Raw genomic sequence first — 14,086 nt, 5'->3', positions numbered from 1 at the left:
CCCGCCGCCGCCTCGACGGCGGAGCGCACCGAGTCGTCGTCGGACACGTCGGCGGCGAAACCGTGCAACGGGGCCGGGGCGCCACTCGGGTCGAGGTCGAGGACCGCGACGGCCGCACCGCGCTCCGCCAGCATCGACGCGGTCGCCAGACCGATACCCGAGGCACCACCGGTGACGAGGGCGCTCAGGCCCTTGAGGTCCGAGGTCGTCATGCCTGGTTCTCCTGCTTCGACTCGGCCAGGTCGGCGGTCCAGAACTCGCCGTCGGGGTAGCGGAAGGTGTCGATGGTCGCGTGGTGCATGGCGGCGGAGAAGCCGGGTGCGGTGGGGGCGCGGTAGTGGCCGTCGGTGATGACGACGGGGTCGAGGAAGTGCTCGTGGAGGTGGTCGACGAACTCGATGACGCGGTCCTCGGTGGTGCCGGTCAGTGCGACGTAGTCGAACATGGAGAGGTGCTGGACGAGTTCGCACAGGCCGACGCCGCCGGCGTGGGGGCAGACCGGGATGCCGAACTTGGCGGCGAGCAGGAGGATGGCGAGGTTCTCGTTGACGCCGCCGACCCGGGCGGAGTCCAGTTGGAGGACGTCGATGGCGCCGGCCTGGAGCAGCTGCTTGAAGATGATCCGGTTCTGCACGTGCTCGCCGGTGGCGACCTTGATCGGGTGGACGCCGCGTCGGACGGCGGCGTGGCCGAGCACGTCGTCCGGGCTGGTGGGCTCCTCGATCCAGTACGGGTCGAACTCCGCGAGCGCGTTGGTCCACTCGATGGCCTCGGCGACGTTCCAGCGCTGGTTGGCGTCGATGGCGATCCGGATGTCCGGCCCGACGGCCTCGCGGGCGGCGCGGCAGCGGCGGATGTCGTCGTCCAGGTCGGCGCCGACCTTGAGCTTGATCTGGGTGAAGCCGTCGGCGACGGCCTGCCGGGCGAGGCGGGTGAGCTTCTCGTCGGAGTAGCCGAGCCAGCCGGGTGAGGTGGTGTAGGCGGGGTAGCCGCGGCGCAGCAGTTCGGCGGTGCGCTCGGCGGCGCCTTGCTTGCCCTTGGTGAGCAGGTCCAGGGCTTCTTCGGGGGTCAGCGCGTCGGCGATGTAGCGGAAGTCGATCTGGGAGACGAGCCACGCGGGGTCGGCGTCGGCGAGCAGTTGCCAGAGCGGCTTGCCCTCGCGCTTGGCGGCGAGGTCCCAGACGGCGTTGACGACGGCGCCGATGGCCATGTGCATCACGCCCTTCTCGGGGCCGAGCCAGCGCAGTTGGCTGTCGCCGATCAGGTCGCGGTAGACCGAGCCCGGGTCGGCGCACAGTTCGGCGACCGGCCGGCCGACGATGCGCTCGCGCAGGGCGTCGATGGCGGCGACCTGGACGTCGTTGCCGCGGCCGATGGTGAAGGTGAAGCCGTGGCCCTCGTGGCCGCCGTCGGAGGTCCGCAGGACGACGTAGGCGGCGGAGTAGTCGGGGTCCGGGTTCATCGCGTCGGACCCGTCCAGCTCCCGCGAGGTGGGGAAGCGGACGTCATAGGTGTCGACGGCGGTGATCCGCGCGGTGGTAGTGGACACGGGGATGCCTTTCACGCGTTGGAGAAGGTCTGGCGCTGGGTGCCGAGGCCGTCGATGGACAGCTCGACGGTGTCGCCCTCGCGCAGGTAGGGGGTGCCGGGCAGGCCGAGGGCCACGCCGGCGGGGGTGCCGGTGTTGATGACGTCGCCGGGGTTGAGCACCATGTACTGGCTCAGGTACCAGACGAGGTACGCGACGTCGAAGATCATGTTCTTGGTGTCGCCGTTCTGGCGCAGCTCGCCGTTGGCGACGAGCCGCAGGCCCAGTGCCTGGGGGTCCGCGATCTCGTCCGGCGTCACCAGCCAGGGGCCGAGGGGGTTGAAGGTCTCGCAGGACTTGCCGAGGTCCCACTGGGCGGAGTACTCCAGCTGGAACTCCCGCTCGGAGACGTCGTTGCTGATCGCGTAGCCGGCGATGTGCGAGGCCGCCTCGGCCGGGTCGGCGAGGTAGCGCGCCTCGCTGCCGATGACGACGGCGAGCTCGACCTCCCAGTCCGTCTTCGTGGAGCCGCGCGGGATCAGCACCGTGTCGTAAGGGCCGACGACGGTGGACGGGTCCTTCATGAAGACCACCGGCCGCGCGGGGATGGCCGCCCCGGTCTCCTCCGCGTGGTCGCGGTAGTTGAGGCCGACGCACACCACCTTGCCCGGACGGGCGACCGGCGCGCCGATCCGCAGGCCCGCCGGGTCGATCTCGGGCAGTTCGCCGGCGGCCAGGGCGGCGCGGACCTTGTCGACGCCGCCGGCGGCGAGGAACTCCCTGTCGATGTCCCGGGTCAGGGCCGAGAGGTCGAAGGTCTCACCGCCGTCGGTGCGGACCGCCGGAGTCTCCGCTCCCGGCGCTCCGATCCGCATCAGCTTCATGTCTGGCCTCCCGTCGCCGGAGGGCCAGCGCCCCCGGCAGTGAACACATCGGATGATTCCTCGGTGCGACGACCATAGGAGCGACCGTCGCAATCCGCAAGGAGTCCTCCGATGTTTCCGCGCGGTGGCGCTGCTGCTCTCGTCAAAGACGCAGATCAAAGGGGCTTAGGGGCTGGCCTGTGGCGGCTGGGAAACCTGGATGTCACGTTTAAGAATCATCCGAGGTCTCCTCTTGTCAGTGCTGTTTCAGGCTCGTATGGTCCTCGGTACCGCAAGCACTCCGATGATTGTGGTTCACCCCAGACACCTCTGGGCTGCACCACCTGTCGCCGTCTCGGTACCGGCCGCCCGTCCGGAAGAGGGCCGACGGTCGGCCGGTACCGAGGCCTTGAGTCGCCCGGCAGCACAGGTGTGACGGCCCGTCGCGTCCCGTCGCACCGAATACACCCCCACACCCCGCCCCCACCCGCCCCTGGCAGGGCACCGGCCATACCAGCCAAGGAGATCGGCACCATGAAGCTTCGCTCCTCCCGAATCGCGGCCACGGCCGCCACCGTGGTCGTCCTGGCGGGGTTCGCCACGGCCTGCAACCGCGGCAGCGACTCCACCGCCTCCGGCAGCGGCAAGCCGGCGATCGGCATCGACCTGCCCCGGGCCGACTCCGACTTCTGGAACTCCTACGCGCAGTACCTCAAGCAGGACGCCTCCTCGCAGGGCCTGAACACCCTGCCGGTCAGCAACTCGCAGAACGACGTGACCAAGCTGGTCGCCAACGTCCAGGTCTTCCAGAACACCGGCGCCAAGGCCGTCGTGATGGCCCCGCAGGACACCGGCGCGATCGCCTCCACCCTCGACCAGCTCTCCGCCAAGAAGATCCCGGTTGTCAGCGTCGACACCCGCCCCGACAAGGGCGACGTCTACATGGTCGTGCGCGCCGACAACAAGGCGTACGGCACCAAGGCCTGCGAGTTCCTCGGCGCGCAGCTCGGCGGCAAGGGCAAGGTCGCCGAACTCCAGGGCGCCCTGAGCTCCATCAACGGCCGCGACCGCTCGGAGGCCTTCGCCGCCTGTATGAAGGAGAAGTTCCCCGGCATCCAGGTGATCGAGCTGGCCACCGACTGGAAGGGCGACGTCGCCTCCGCCAAGCTCCAGTCCACCCTGGCCGCCAACCCGGACCTCGGCGGCGTCTACATGCAGGCCGGCGGCGTCTTCCTCCAGCCCACCCTCGCCCTGCTCCAGCAGAAGGGCCTGCTCAAGCCCGCCGGCCAGCCCGGCCACATCGCCATCGTCTCCAACGACGGCATCCCGCAGGAGTTCGACGCGATCCGCAAGGGCGACATCGACGCCACCATCTCCCAGCCCGCAGACCTCTACGCCAAGTACGCGCTCCTCTACGCGCAGGCCGCCGCCGAGGGCAAGACCTTCCAGCCCGGCGCGACCGACCACCAGTCGACGATCATCCAGCTGCCCAACGGCCTGGAGGACCAGCTCCCCGCACCGCTGGTGACCAAGGACAACGTCGACGACAAGTCCCTGTGGGGCAACAGCGTCGGCAAGTAACCCACCCCACCATCATCCGTGACCGGCGGCGCTGTCCGAACCTCCCCGCCGCAGGCCGCCGTTCACGGAATCCTCGGAAAGGACACCCTGCCATGGCGGACCCCAGCCCCGTCCGGGGCCCCGTCGTCGAGGCGGACGCGATCAGCAAGCGCTTCGGCGCCACCGTCGCCCTCAGCGACGCCCGGATCTCGGTCGCCCCTGGCGAGTCGCACGCCCTGGTCGGCCGGAACGGCGCGGGCAAGTCCACCCTCGTCTCGATCCTCACCGGCCTCCAGCAGCCCGACACCGGCACCCTGCGCTTCAACGGCGAACCCGCTCCCGCGCCCGGCGACACCGACGCCTGGCGCTCCCGGGTCGCCTGCGTCTACCAGCGCTCCACGATCATCCCCGCGCTGACCGTGGCCGAGAACCTGTTCCTGGACCGGCAGAGCACCGGTGCGCTGCGCCCGATCAGCTGGAAGGAACTGCGCCGGCGGGCCGGCGAGCTGCTCGCCGACTACGGGGTGGAGGTCGACCCGACCGCGCGCGCCGAGGACCTCACCGTCGAGCAGCGCCAGTTCGTCGAGATCGCCCGCGCGCTGTCCTTCGGCGCCCGGTTCATCATCCTGGACGAACCCACCGCCAAGCTCGACGCCCGCGGCATCGAGAAGCTCTTCGACAAGCTCCGCGACCTCCAGCGGCAGGGCGTCGCCTTCCTGTTCATCTCGCACCACCTGCAGGAGGTCTACGACCTCTGCAGCACGGTCACGGTCTACCGCGACGCCCGGCACATCGTCACCGCCCCGGTCGCCGAGCTCGGCCAGCAGGCCCTGGTCGAGGCGATGACCGGCGAACGGGCGGGCGGCACCGAACCCCGCTGGTCGGTCCGGGGCCGGACCGGTACCGGGGGCGACACCCTGCTCGACGTCGCGGACCTGACGCTGCCCGGTGCCTACCAGGACTTCTCGCTGACCGCGCGGGCCGGCGAGGTGGTCGGCATCGCCGGGGCCGCCGCCAGCGGCAACGTCCAGCTCGGCGAGACCCTCGCCGGCCTGCACCGCCCGCAGCAGGGCACGGTCACCGTCGCCGGGAGCCCGGTACGCACCGGGCGCGTCCCGGCGGCCCTCGCGGCCGGCATCGGGTTCGTCCCCGAGGACCGGCACATCCAGGGCCTCGTCCCCCAGCGCAGCGTCGCCGAGAACGCCACACTCACCGTCACCGACCAGCTCGGCCCGTACGGCACCGTCCTGCCCTCGCGCACCCGGGCCTTCGCCCAGCGCATGATCAGCGACCTCGACATCAAGACGCCCGGACCGGCCACCCCGGTGTCCGCGCTGTCCGGCGGCAACCAGCAGAAGGTCGTGATCGCCCGCGCGCTCGCCACCGAGCCGCACGTGCTGGTCGCCATCCGGCCCACCAACGGCGTCGACATCAAGTCCAAGGAATCCCTGCTCGGAACCATCCGCGAGGTGGCCGACAACGGGAGGACCGCCCTGATCGTGTCCGACGAACTCGACGACCTGCGGGTCTGCGACCGCGTCCTGGCCATGTTCCACGGCCGCGTCGTCGCCGAGTTCGAGCACGGTTGGAGCGACGAACAGCTGGTCGCGGCCATGGAGGGCATGTCCGGCCCGAACGACACGAAGGAAAGCAATGTCTCCCACCACTGAGGTCCGTGAGAGCTCCGCGACCGCCGTCCACGCCCCCGCCGGGCGCCGCTTCGAGTTGGCCCGCTACCGGGACCTGTCGTTGGTGCCGGTCCTGCTCGTGCTGGGCGTCATCGGCTTCATCGTCTCGCCCGCCTTCCTCACCTCCGACAACCTCCTCGGCGTCGGCCAGCAGGCCACCGAGCTGAGCGTGCTGGTCCTCGCCGAGGCGCTCATCCTGATCGCCGGGCGGATGGACCTCTCCCTGGAATCCACCATCGGCGTCGCCCCGGTGATCGCCGTCTGGCTCGTCCTGCCCGACCACGGCGCCCGCTTCAACGGCCTCGGGCTCTTCCCCGCCTGGACCGCCATCCCGCTCTGCCTGGCCGTCGGCGCCCTCATCGGCGCGATCAACGGCTTCCTCATCCTCAAACTGCGCCTCAACGGCTTCATCGTCACCCTCGGCGCGCTCACCCTGCTGCGCGGCCTCCAGGTCGCCGTCTCCCAGGGCCAGTCCATCGTCAACGTGCCCACCTCCTTCCGCTACCTCGGCAGCGCGAGCTGGCTCGGCGTCCCCGCCGCGATCTGGATCTGCGCCCTGCTCTTCCTGGCCGCCGGCAGCGCCCTCGCCTGGCTGCGGCACGGCCGCGCCCTCTACGCGATCGGCGGCAACGCCGAGGCCGCCCGGGCCGCCGGCATCCGCGTCGACCGGATCACCTGGATCGTGCTGATCCTCGGCGGACTGCTCGCCGCTTTCGCCGGCATCCTCTACACCGGCCACTACGGCTCCATCTCCGCCGACCAGGGCAACGGCTGGATCTTCCAGGTCTTCGCCGCCACCGTCATCGGCGGCGTCAGCCTCAACGGCGGCCGCGGCACGCTGTTCGGCGCCCTGACCGGTGTCCTCACCCTCCAGCTCGTGGTCAACGTGATGACCCTTGCCGGCGTCCCGCCGCTGTGGAACCAGTTCCTCAACGGCGCGATCATCATCATCGCGCTGATCATCTCCCGCTTCGCCTCCGGCGAGAAGCAGGAGTAGCAGGACTGACGACGCGGCAGGAGCGAAAGCCACCGAGGCGGTGCGCCCGGCCGGACAGGGGATTCGGTCGCACCGCCTCGCCTCTCCCCACCCCCCCACGAACACCGACGAGAGGCGCTCCCCATGCCCGCGGTCGCGACAGCGCAGGAGGCGACGTCATGGCGGTGACGGATCTGGCCATCGAGAAGATCAAGGGCATGATCGTCTCCGGAGCACTCAAGCCCGGCTCCCGGCTGCCCAACGAAGCCGACCTCGCCGACCAGCTGGGCCTGTCCCGCAGCTCGCTGCGGGAGGCCGTCCGGGCGCTGACCGCACTGCGCATCCTCGTCCCCAAGCAGGGCGACGGCACCTACGTCTCGGGGCTCGAACCGCACCTGCTGCTGGAGACGATGGCCTTCGCCGCCGACGTCTCCCACGGCCGTACGGCCCACCAGCTCCTGGAGGTCCGGCGGCTGCTCGAACCACAGGCCACCGCCTGCGCGGCCGGACTGCTCACCGAGGAGCACCTGGCCGGGCTCCGGGCGATCCTCGACCGCTGCGAAGCGGACATCGGCATCGAGGAGTTCATCCGCCTCGACATCGAGTTCCACCGCATCATCGCCGACTCCGTCGGCAACCCGGTCCTCTCGGCGCTGCTGGGCATCCTCTCCACCCACACCCAGCGCCTGCGCATCGTGCGCGGGGCCCACCACGCGCCGGCCCGCGAACAGGCCCACCGCGAGCACGAAGCCATCTGGCGGGCGCTCGTCCAGCGGGACGCGGGCCTCGCCGCCGGCCTCGCCACCGTGCACGTCGCCGCCGTCGAGGACTGGCTGGCGGCCGGTACATCCTCGCCCTGACCAGGACGGGAGGCAGCCGGTTGGTCGTCGACCGGATTCGACGTGCGCTGACGCTCGGCCGCCTGCGCCTTCGCCGCCCGTACCTCCGCCGCCCCACCTCCGCCGCCCGTACCGGACTCACCGGTACGGGCGGCCGCGGTATGGGGTGGAGCGGTCAGCGTTCTTCGCGGAAGGGCACGTGCCGGCGGGCGACGGGGTCGTACTTGCGCAGGATGAGCCGGTCGGGGTCGTTGCGGCGGTTCTTGCGGGTCACGTAGGTGTAGCCGGTCCCTGCGGTGGACCGGAGCTTGATGATCGGACGCAGTTCGTTTCGAGCCATGCCGGGACTATAGCAAAATGAAATCCGTTTTCATCTAGGCTACTGTGACGCCGTCCGGTGACGGGAGCCGCAGGCTGCCGCCTCCCGCCACGTCCGCATGCCCTACGAACGGATCCCGCATGTCCGCCCACTGTCAACTGACCGGCCGCAAGCCCGGGTTCGGCAACGCGATCTCGCACTCGCACCGCCGCACCCCCCGCCGCTTCGACCCCAACATCCAGCGCAAGCGCTACTGGCTGCCCAGCGAGGGCCGCCACGTCCGCCTCACGCTCAGCGCCAAGGGCCTCAAGACCGTCGACACCATCGGCATCGAGGCCGCCGTCGCCCGCATCCGCGCCCGGGGGGAGAAGGTCTGATGGCCAAGCAGAGCAAGATCGCCAAGAACGAGCAGCGCCGGGAGACAGTCGCCCGCTACGCCGAGCGCCGCGCCGCGCTCAAGCGGATCATCGCCCACCACAGCACCCCTCCCGAGGAGCGCGCCGCCGCGCGGGCCGAGCTGGCCCGCCAGCCCCGCGACGCCAGCGCCACCCGGGTGCGCAGCCGCGACAGCGTCGACGGCCGTCCGCGCGGCTACCAGCGGGCGTTCGGGCTCTCCCGGATCAACCTGCGCACCATGGCCCACGCCGGGCAGCTGCCCGGCGTCCGGAAGTCCAGCTGGTAAGGGGGAGAGACGTGTCCGACGACACCAAGCTGCCGGTCGTCGTGGTGACCGGACTGCACGAGGAGGAGCGCCGCCGCGCCGTCGACGAACTCCTGGCGGGCTGCGTCGACGCGGTGGTCCTCCACCACGACCTGAGCGACGCCCCGCTCGGCACCGTCCACCGCGAACTGCGCGACACCCGAGGCCCGTTCGCCCGGGCCGACGTCCCACTCACCAACGACTGCCCGTGCTGCGCCCTGCGCGTGGACCTGCTGCCGGAGCTGGTCCGGATCGCGGACGAGCAGCGGTACGGCCTGGCGATCGTCGAGCTGTGGGGCGGAAGCGACCCGCACTCGGCGGTCGAGGTGCTGGCCGGCGGTGAGGCGGCCGGGCGGTGCATGCACGAGGTGGTCGAACTCGCGGGCGTGGTCTGCGCGGTGGACCCGCTGAGGGTGCTCGGCGAGCTGTCCGTGTCGGACGAGCTGTCCGAGCACGGCCTGCACACCTGCGCCGACGACTCCCGGACGCGGGCCGAGGCGCTGGCCCACCAGCTGGAGTACGCCACCGTGCTGGCCGTCCCGGGCGCCGGGCCGGAGGGCGACGCACCCGAACGGCTGGCCGGACTGGCCATGCTGCGCCAACTGCACCCCACCGCACGGACCGTACGGCTCGACGGCGGCTCGCTGGTCCGCGCGGCGCTCGGCGGCTTCGGCGTCGCCGCCGCCCGCGACCGGGTCAACCCGGCGATCGCGCTGCTCCCGCAGCAGCACGACGAGGCGGGCGTGGCCACCCTGGTCTGGGAGCGTCACCGCCCGCTCCACCCCGAGCGGCTGCACGACGCGCTGGAACTGCTCGTCCCCGCCGCCCAGCGCAGCCGCGGCCGCTTCTGGCTGGCCAACCGGCCCGACCTGCTGCTCGCCTGGGACGCGGCCGGCGCCAACCTCGCCGTCGAGGAGTGCGGGCCCTGGCTGGCCTCGCTGCCGGACGCGGCCTGGGAGCTGTACCCGCCCGAGCGCCGCGCCGCCGCCGCGCTCGACTGGAACCCGCAGTACGGCGACCGGGTGCAGCAACTCAGCTTCACCGCCGAAGGTTTGGACGTGGACGGCATCGTCGAGCTGCTCGACTCCTGCCTGCTCACCGACGCCGAGCTGATGGCCGGCGAGCAGGGCTGGAAGGCCCTTCCGGACGCCTTCGAAGACCTGCTGGAACCGGTCGCCTGACCGGCGAACCCGACCTGCGGACCCGCTCTGCGAACCCGACCTGCGAACCCCGAACCGAGGAAGGACCATCCTCACATGGCCAAGCGCCCGGGCCCCGGCCGACCCGCCAAGCCTCGCCCGAACCCGCTGATCGAGGCGGGCATCACCTACGTCGACTACAAGGACACCAACCTGCTGCGGAAGTTCATATCCGACCGCGGCAAGATCCGCAGCCGGCGGGTCACCCGCCTGACCGTCCAGCAGCAGAAGGCGATGGCCCGCGCCATCAAGAACGCCCGCGAGATGGCACTGCTGCCGTACGCCCACCTCTCGTAACACCCCCGATCCACCAGGAGGAGACCCCCGATGGCCGTCCCCAAGCGGAAGATGTCCCGCAGCAACACCCGCCACCGCCGCGCCCAGTGGAAGGCGACCACGCCGGAACTGGTGCCCGTCGTCCTCGACGGCCGCGAGCACCTGGTGCCCCGCCGCCTGGTGCGCGCCTACGAGCGGGGACTGCTCACCCCGTAGCCGCGGCCACTGCCGCAGCCGACACGAAGGGGGCGCCGTAGCCAGTAGCTACGGCGCCCCCTTCGTACAGAGCCGTTCGCCGCCCCGGCGGGGGCCGCGGTCAGGTGGTGAGCGCGACCTGGACGATCTTGACGATGACGAGGATCATCGCGATGAGCAGGTACGTCCGCAGCGCGCCCATGCCGATCTTGCGCGCGGTGGACATGGCGGGCTTGGTGAGGGTCTCCAGCGGGGGCATCCGCCAGGTGTCGCGGCCGGTGCGGTCGATCGGGTCCTCCTTCGTGGCGGTGCGCCGCCGGGTGAAGGAGTACCCGGCCGCGAGCACTCCGGCGACGCCGCAGGCGGCCATGATCCGCAGGATGCTGTCCGCGCTGATGTCCGGGAAGAGCACGGCGGCGGTCAGAACAACCGACAGGGTGACCAGGACGCCGACCACGGCGGCGGTGAAGGCGTTGGTCTTCGGGCCGTTCACCCACGGCCCGAGCACCTGCTTGTCGTTGCACAGCAGCAGCAGGAACACGGTGGCGGAGGGCAGCAGCACGCCGGCGAGGGTCTGGACGCCCTCGGTGAGCAGGCCCAGCGGCGAGCCGGGGATCAGCACGATGGCCGCCGCGGCGATGACGAGTCCGGCGTAGACGGCGTAGAAGCCCTTGGCGCCGCCGACCCCGCGGTGCAGCGAGTGCTTCATGCCCAGGACGTCGCCGAGCGCGTACGCGGTGGAGAGGGAGACGGCGAACGCGCCGATGATCGAGGCGTCCAGCAGGGCGATGGCGAACAGCACTCCGGCGAGCTTGCCCGCGTGCGCGGCGAGGCCGTGGGCGACTCCCGCGGTGTCGGTGAACCGGCCGAAGCCGTCGGTGCCGGCGAAGGCGGCGGCGGTCATGCCCATCAGTGCGGCGGCGCCGATCACGACCACGGCGATGCCGATGACCAGGTCGGCCTTCTCGTACCTCATGAAGCGCGGGGTGATGCGCTTGTCGATGACGTAGGACTGCTGGAAGAACAGCTGCCAGGGGGCGACGGTGGTGCCGACGATCGCGATGACCAGCAGCATCACGGAGGCGAGTTCGCCGCTGCCGCCCGGGATGCCGGGTACCACGAAGTCGCGGACCATCTGCGAGGGCTTCGGGTGGACGAGGAAGTAGATCGGCACCAGCAGCAGCGAGCCCGCGCACAGGGCCATGGCGATCCGCTCGAAGCGCCGGAAGGATCCGGTGAAGGCGGAGGCGATGATGATCGCGGCCGCCAGGACCACCGCGGCGACCTTCGGCAGGCCCAGGTAGCCGGCCGCCAGCGTGATGCCGATGAACTCCGTCACCAGGGTCAGCGCGTTCAGCAGGAACAGGTCGATCACCGAGAACGCGCCCCAGAACCTGCCGAACCGCTCCAGGATGAGGCGGGCGTGCCCGACCCCGGTCACCGCGCCGAGCCGCAGCACCATCTCCTGGTTGACGTACAGCACGGGGATGAGCAGGAGCAGCGTCCACAGCAGGTGGGTGCCGTAGTTCTGGCCGGCCTGGCCGTAGGTCGCGAAGGCGCCGGCGTCGTTGTCGCCGACCATCACGATCAGGCCGGGGCCGATGATCGCCAGCAGGGTCTTGAGCTTGGCGGACAGGCCTCGGCGCGGCGCGGTGTCGTCCAGGCGGATGGTGCCGAGCGCACCCTTGATGTCGCCCAGGTGGGCGTCGTCCAGCACCGCCGCGCGCGGCGTGGGAATCGTCTTGTCGAGCATCACATTGGTCATGACGTGCCTTCCTGACCCCCTGGCAGGGGGAGGTCGGGGGCACGCAGCAGCGATCCCCCCTACGAGCGCGCGCACCACGGCGACCCACGACGGCGCGAGGCCGTGCGGGAGCGAGGGCGCGTCGAAAGGCGCGTAGGGAAGGTGGTTACCGCGTGCCGGGGGAGTACGAGGACAGGCGGACGGGGGCCCGTTTGTGGCCCGGACTACTGCAACTCGAATCCATGTCTCTCGCCTCCTTCCGGCCGGGGCGCACCAGGTGTGCGCCGCATCGACACGGCAAGGAGCGGACCGGCCCGCGGGAACCGCGGGAAACCAGCAGGAGCCAGCAGGGACCGGTACACCCCAACTCGTCAGAGCTTTGGCACTTCACGGCGTAATCCCCGCGCTGGGGAAGCCACTTGGGATCAACCCTTAAGTCGGGAAGATCTGTCCTGAACCTGGGCGTCTCTCGACGTCGTCGGGTCAGTGGCCTGTGTCCGTGAAGAAGCCTCACCGAACGAGGTGCCTTCTTTCAAACCTCCGCAAGCCTAGATCAGCCCGAGCGTCCGGCTGACCGTATTTGCCCAAGCTTGACTCCCCTTGACCGAACTGTGGGCAGGGCAACGCGCAGGTGGCGGCGGTGGCGAGCCCGGCGACGCCCGCTCCATCGGCTTGTTGAAAATGATTATCGTCTGCTAATTTCCTCGGGTGTCCCACCACAAGCTCCTTCCCCCCGCCGCCCTCGCCGCCGCCGCCGCCCTGCTGCTCAGCGGCTGTTTCGCCGCCGACACCGGCTCCACGGACTCCGCCGACCGGCGGATCAGGCTCGTGATGATGCAGCCGCCCCGCTCGGCGCTCTCGCCGCTCAGCGACGACGCCTTCAAGCTCTCCCGCTGGAGCGCCGCCGAGACCCTGGTCAACCTCGACGCCGACGGCGACGCCGAGCCGGCCCTCGCCGCCTCCTGGACCAGGACCAACCCCACCACCTGGGAGTTCACCATCCGCAAGGCCGTCAAGTTCCACGACGGCACCGAGCTGACCGCCACCGCCGTGAAGCGCTCGCTGGACGCCGCCGCCTCCGCCGCGCCCAAGCCGCGCATCCTGGACGGTGTCACCCTCACCACCACCGCCGCCCAGGGCGACACCGTCACCGTGACCACCGCCGCCGCCGACCCGCTCCTCCCGCAGCGGCTGTCCTCCCCCCAGCTGTCGATCCTCGCCGAGCGGGCCTACACCGGAAAGACCGTCAACCCGGTCGGCGCCGGCACCGGGGCCTTCGTGCTCAAGTCCGTCAACGGCACCTCCTCCGCCGTCCTCGACCGGAACGAGCACTACTGGGGCGGCCGGGCAAAGGCCGCCGGGATCGACGTCTCGTTCGTCCCGGACGGCACCGCCCGGGCGGCCGCCCTGCGCAGCGGCGAGGCCGACCTGGTCGAGTCCGTACCGGTCTCCCAGGCCGCGCTGGTCCCGCCCGAGCGGCTCAGCGAGGTGCCGATGCCGCGCACCAACACGCTGTACCTCAACACCTCGCGCGGGGTCTTCGCCGACCCCGGCCTGCGGGCCGCGGCCCGGGCCGCGATCGACACCGGCTCGCTGGTCCGGGGCGTGTACGAGGGCCGGGCCGACGCCGCCGCGGGCCTGCTGGGGCCGGCTCTGCCGTGGGCCGCCAAGCGCCGGGGCCGGACGGCGCCGACCGCCCCGGCGACCCCGAGCGGGCAGACGGTCACCATCGGCACCTTCACCGACCGGGCCGAGCTGCCCGAGGTCGCCGCCGCCCTCCAGCAGCAGCTCCAGCACGCCGGGTTCACCGTCCAACTCGACGTCCGCGAGTACGCCAACATCGAGAAGGACGCGCTGGCGGGCAAGTTCGACGCCTTCGTGCTGTCCCGCGCCACCGTGCTCGACTCCGGCGACCCGGTCGCCTACCTGCGCAGCGACTTCGGCTCCGAAGGCTCGTTCAACCTCTCCCGGCTCCGCGACCCGGCGGTGGACCGCGCGATAGCCCTGGCGGAGGCCGCCGAGCCCGGGGACGAGCGCCGTGCGGCGGTCCTGGACGCCGAGAGCGCGGTGCTCAACACCGACGCCGCCGTCCCGATGCTGCACGAGCGGGTGATCCAGGGCAGCTCCGCCGCCCTCACCGGTGCGGCCCGGGACCCGCGCGAGCGCCGGCTGGTCACCCTCGACACCCATCTGAAGTGA

15 protein-coding genes and 1 riboswitch are annotated in these 14,086 nt (G+C 71.3%); of the genes, 10 read left to right on the top strand and 5 right to left on the bottom strand.

The features are described 5' to 3' along the window. The 3 genes from ACFP3U_RS24095 to ACFP3U_RS24085 all read right to left on the bottom strand — a co-directional run. Positions 1-212: SDR family NAD(P)-dependent oxidoreductase (locus ACFP3U_RS24095; RefSeq protein ID WP_380227718.1), on the bottom strand; the 212-nt coding region annotated here is incomplete at its 3' end. Further along, positions 209-1,549 (bottom strand): L-fuconate dehydratase, encoded by a 1,341-nt coding sequence (locus ACFP3U_RS24090; RefSeq protein ID WP_380227717.1) that lies wholly within the window; start codon positions 1,547-1,549, stop codon positions 209-211. The genes ACFP3U_RS24095 and ACFP3U_RS24090, both read right to left, overlap by 4 nt. Before the next feature lie 11 nt (positions 1,550-1,560). Then, entirely contained in the window at positions 1,561-2,412 is an 852-nt protein-coding gene (locus ACFP3U_RS24085; RefSeq protein WP_380227716.1) for a fumarylacetoacetate hydrolase family protein, read from the bottom strand. 513 nt (positions 2,413-2,925) lie between these two features. Between ACFP3U_RS24085 and ACFP3U_RS24080 the strand changes: the two genes are divergently transcribed. The 4 genes from ACFP3U_RS24080 (at position 2,926) to ACFP3U_RS24065 (ending at position 7,475) form a co-directional block, all read left to right on the top strand. Next, positions 2,926-3,972 carry a sugar ABC transporter substrate-binding protein gene (locus tag ACFP3U_RS24080; protein WP_380227715.1) on the top strand — a complete coding sequence of 349 codons (1,047 nt, stop codon included), beginning with the start codon at positions 2,926-2,928 and terminating at the stop codon, positions 3,970-3,972. Positions 3,973-4,064: 92 nt separating this feature from the next. Continuing rightward, positions 4,065-5,621 carry a sugar ABC transporter ATP-binding protein gene (locus ACFP3U_RS24075; RefSeq protein ID WP_380227714.1) on the top strand — a complete coding sequence of 519 codons (1,557 nt, stop codon included), beginning with the start codon at positions 4,065-4,067 and terminating at the stop codon, positions 5,619-5,621. After that, positions 5,605-6,636 carry an ABC transporter permease gene (locus tag ACFP3U_RS24070; protein ID WP_380227713.1) on the top strand — a complete coding sequence of 344 codons (1,032 nt, stop codon included), beginning with the start codon at positions 5,605-5,607 and terminating at the stop codon, positions 6,634-6,636. The genes ACFP3U_RS24075 and ACFP3U_RS24070 overlap by 17 nt, the downstream gene beginning before the upstream one ends. Positions 6,637-6,794: 158 nt before the next feature. Further along, positions 6,795-7,475 carry a FadR/GntR family transcriptional regulator gene (locus ACFP3U_RS24065; RefSeq protein ID WP_380227712.1) on the top strand — a complete coding sequence of 227 codons (681 nt, stop codon included), beginning with the start codon at positions 6,795-6,797 and terminating at the stop codon, positions 7,473-7,475. Positions 7,476-7,629: 154 nt separating this feature from the next. On the opposite strand, the gene rpmG is transcribed toward ACFP3U_RS24065, so the two are convergent. After that, entirely contained in the window at positions 7,630-7,794 is a 165-nt protein-coding gene (gene rpmG / locus ACFP3U_RS24060; protein WP_380227711.1) for a 50S ribosomal protein L33, read from the bottom strand. A 119-nt stretch (positions 7,795-7,913) separates the two neighbouring features. Here rpmG and rpmB point away from each other — a divergent pair, with 119 nt between their 5' ends. The 5 genes from rpmB (at position 7,914) to rpmF (ending at position 10,164) form a co-directional block, all read left to right on the top strand. Beyond that, positions 7,914-8,150, top strand: a complete 237-nt coding sequence (gene rpmB, locus ACFP3U_RS24055; RefSeq protein ID WP_380227710.1) for a 50S ribosomal protein L28 — start codon at positions 7,914-7,916, stop codon at positions 8,148-8,150. Next, on the top strand, positions 8,150-8,455 hold the full coding sequence (gene rpsN / locus ACFP3U_RS24050) for a 30S ribosomal protein S14 (protein ID WP_380227709.1): 306 nt from the start codon (positions 8,150-8,152) through the stop codon (positions 8,453-8,455). Before rpmB ends, rpsN begins: the two co-directional genes overlap by 1 nt. 11 nt (positions 8,456-8,466) lie before the next feature. Next, entirely contained in the window at positions 8,467-9,654 is a 1,188-nt protein-coding gene (locus ACFP3U_RS24045; protein WP_380227708.1) for a CobW family GTP-binding protein, read from the top strand. Between the two features lie 75 nt (positions 9,655-9,729). Next, positions 9,730-9,969, top strand: a complete 240-nt coding sequence (gene rpsR, locus ACFP3U_RS24040) for a 30S ribosomal protein S18 (RefSeq protein WP_380227707.1) — start codon at positions 9,730-9,732, stop codon at positions 9,967-9,969. 30 nt (positions 9,970-9,999) lie between these two features. After that, positions 10,000-10,164 carry a 50S ribosomal protein L32 gene (rpmF, locus tag ACFP3U_RS24035; RefSeq protein WP_380227706.1) on the top strand — a complete coding sequence of 55 codons (165 nt, stop codon included), beginning with the start codon at positions 10,000-10,002 and terminating at the stop codon, positions 10,162-10,164. 100 nt (positions 10,165-10,264) lie between these two features. Here the strand turns inward: rpmF and ACFP3U_RS24030 are convergent, their stop codons facing one another. Beyond that, a complete protein-coding gene (locus ACFP3U_RS24030; RefSeq protein WP_380227705.1) occupies positions 10,265-11,908 on the bottom strand; it encodes an NRAMP family divalent metal transporter in 1,644 nt (547 codons plus the stop codon). A 334-nt stretch (positions 11,909-12,242) separates the two neighbouring features. After that, a riboswitch (M-box (ykoK) riboswitch) is annotated at positions 12,243-12,416 on the bottom strand. Positions 12,417-12,595: 179 nt separating this feature from the next. Between ACFP3U_RS24030 and ACFP3U_RS24025 the strand changes: the two genes are divergently transcribed. Beyond that, a complete protein-coding gene (locus ACFP3U_RS24025) occupies positions 12,596-14,086 on the top strand; it encodes an ABC transporter substrate-binding protein (protein WP_380227704.1) in 1,491 nt (496 codons plus the stop codon).

This window comes from Kitasatospora misakiensis, from assembly GCF_042656005.1.
Lineage (GTDB): Bacteria > Actinomycetota > Actinomycetes > Streptomycetales > Streptomycetaceae > Kitasatospora > Kitasatospora misakiensis.
The sequence above is the reverse complement of the archived record's forward strand: the minus strand, read 5'-3'. Positions and strand labels throughout refer to the sequence as shown.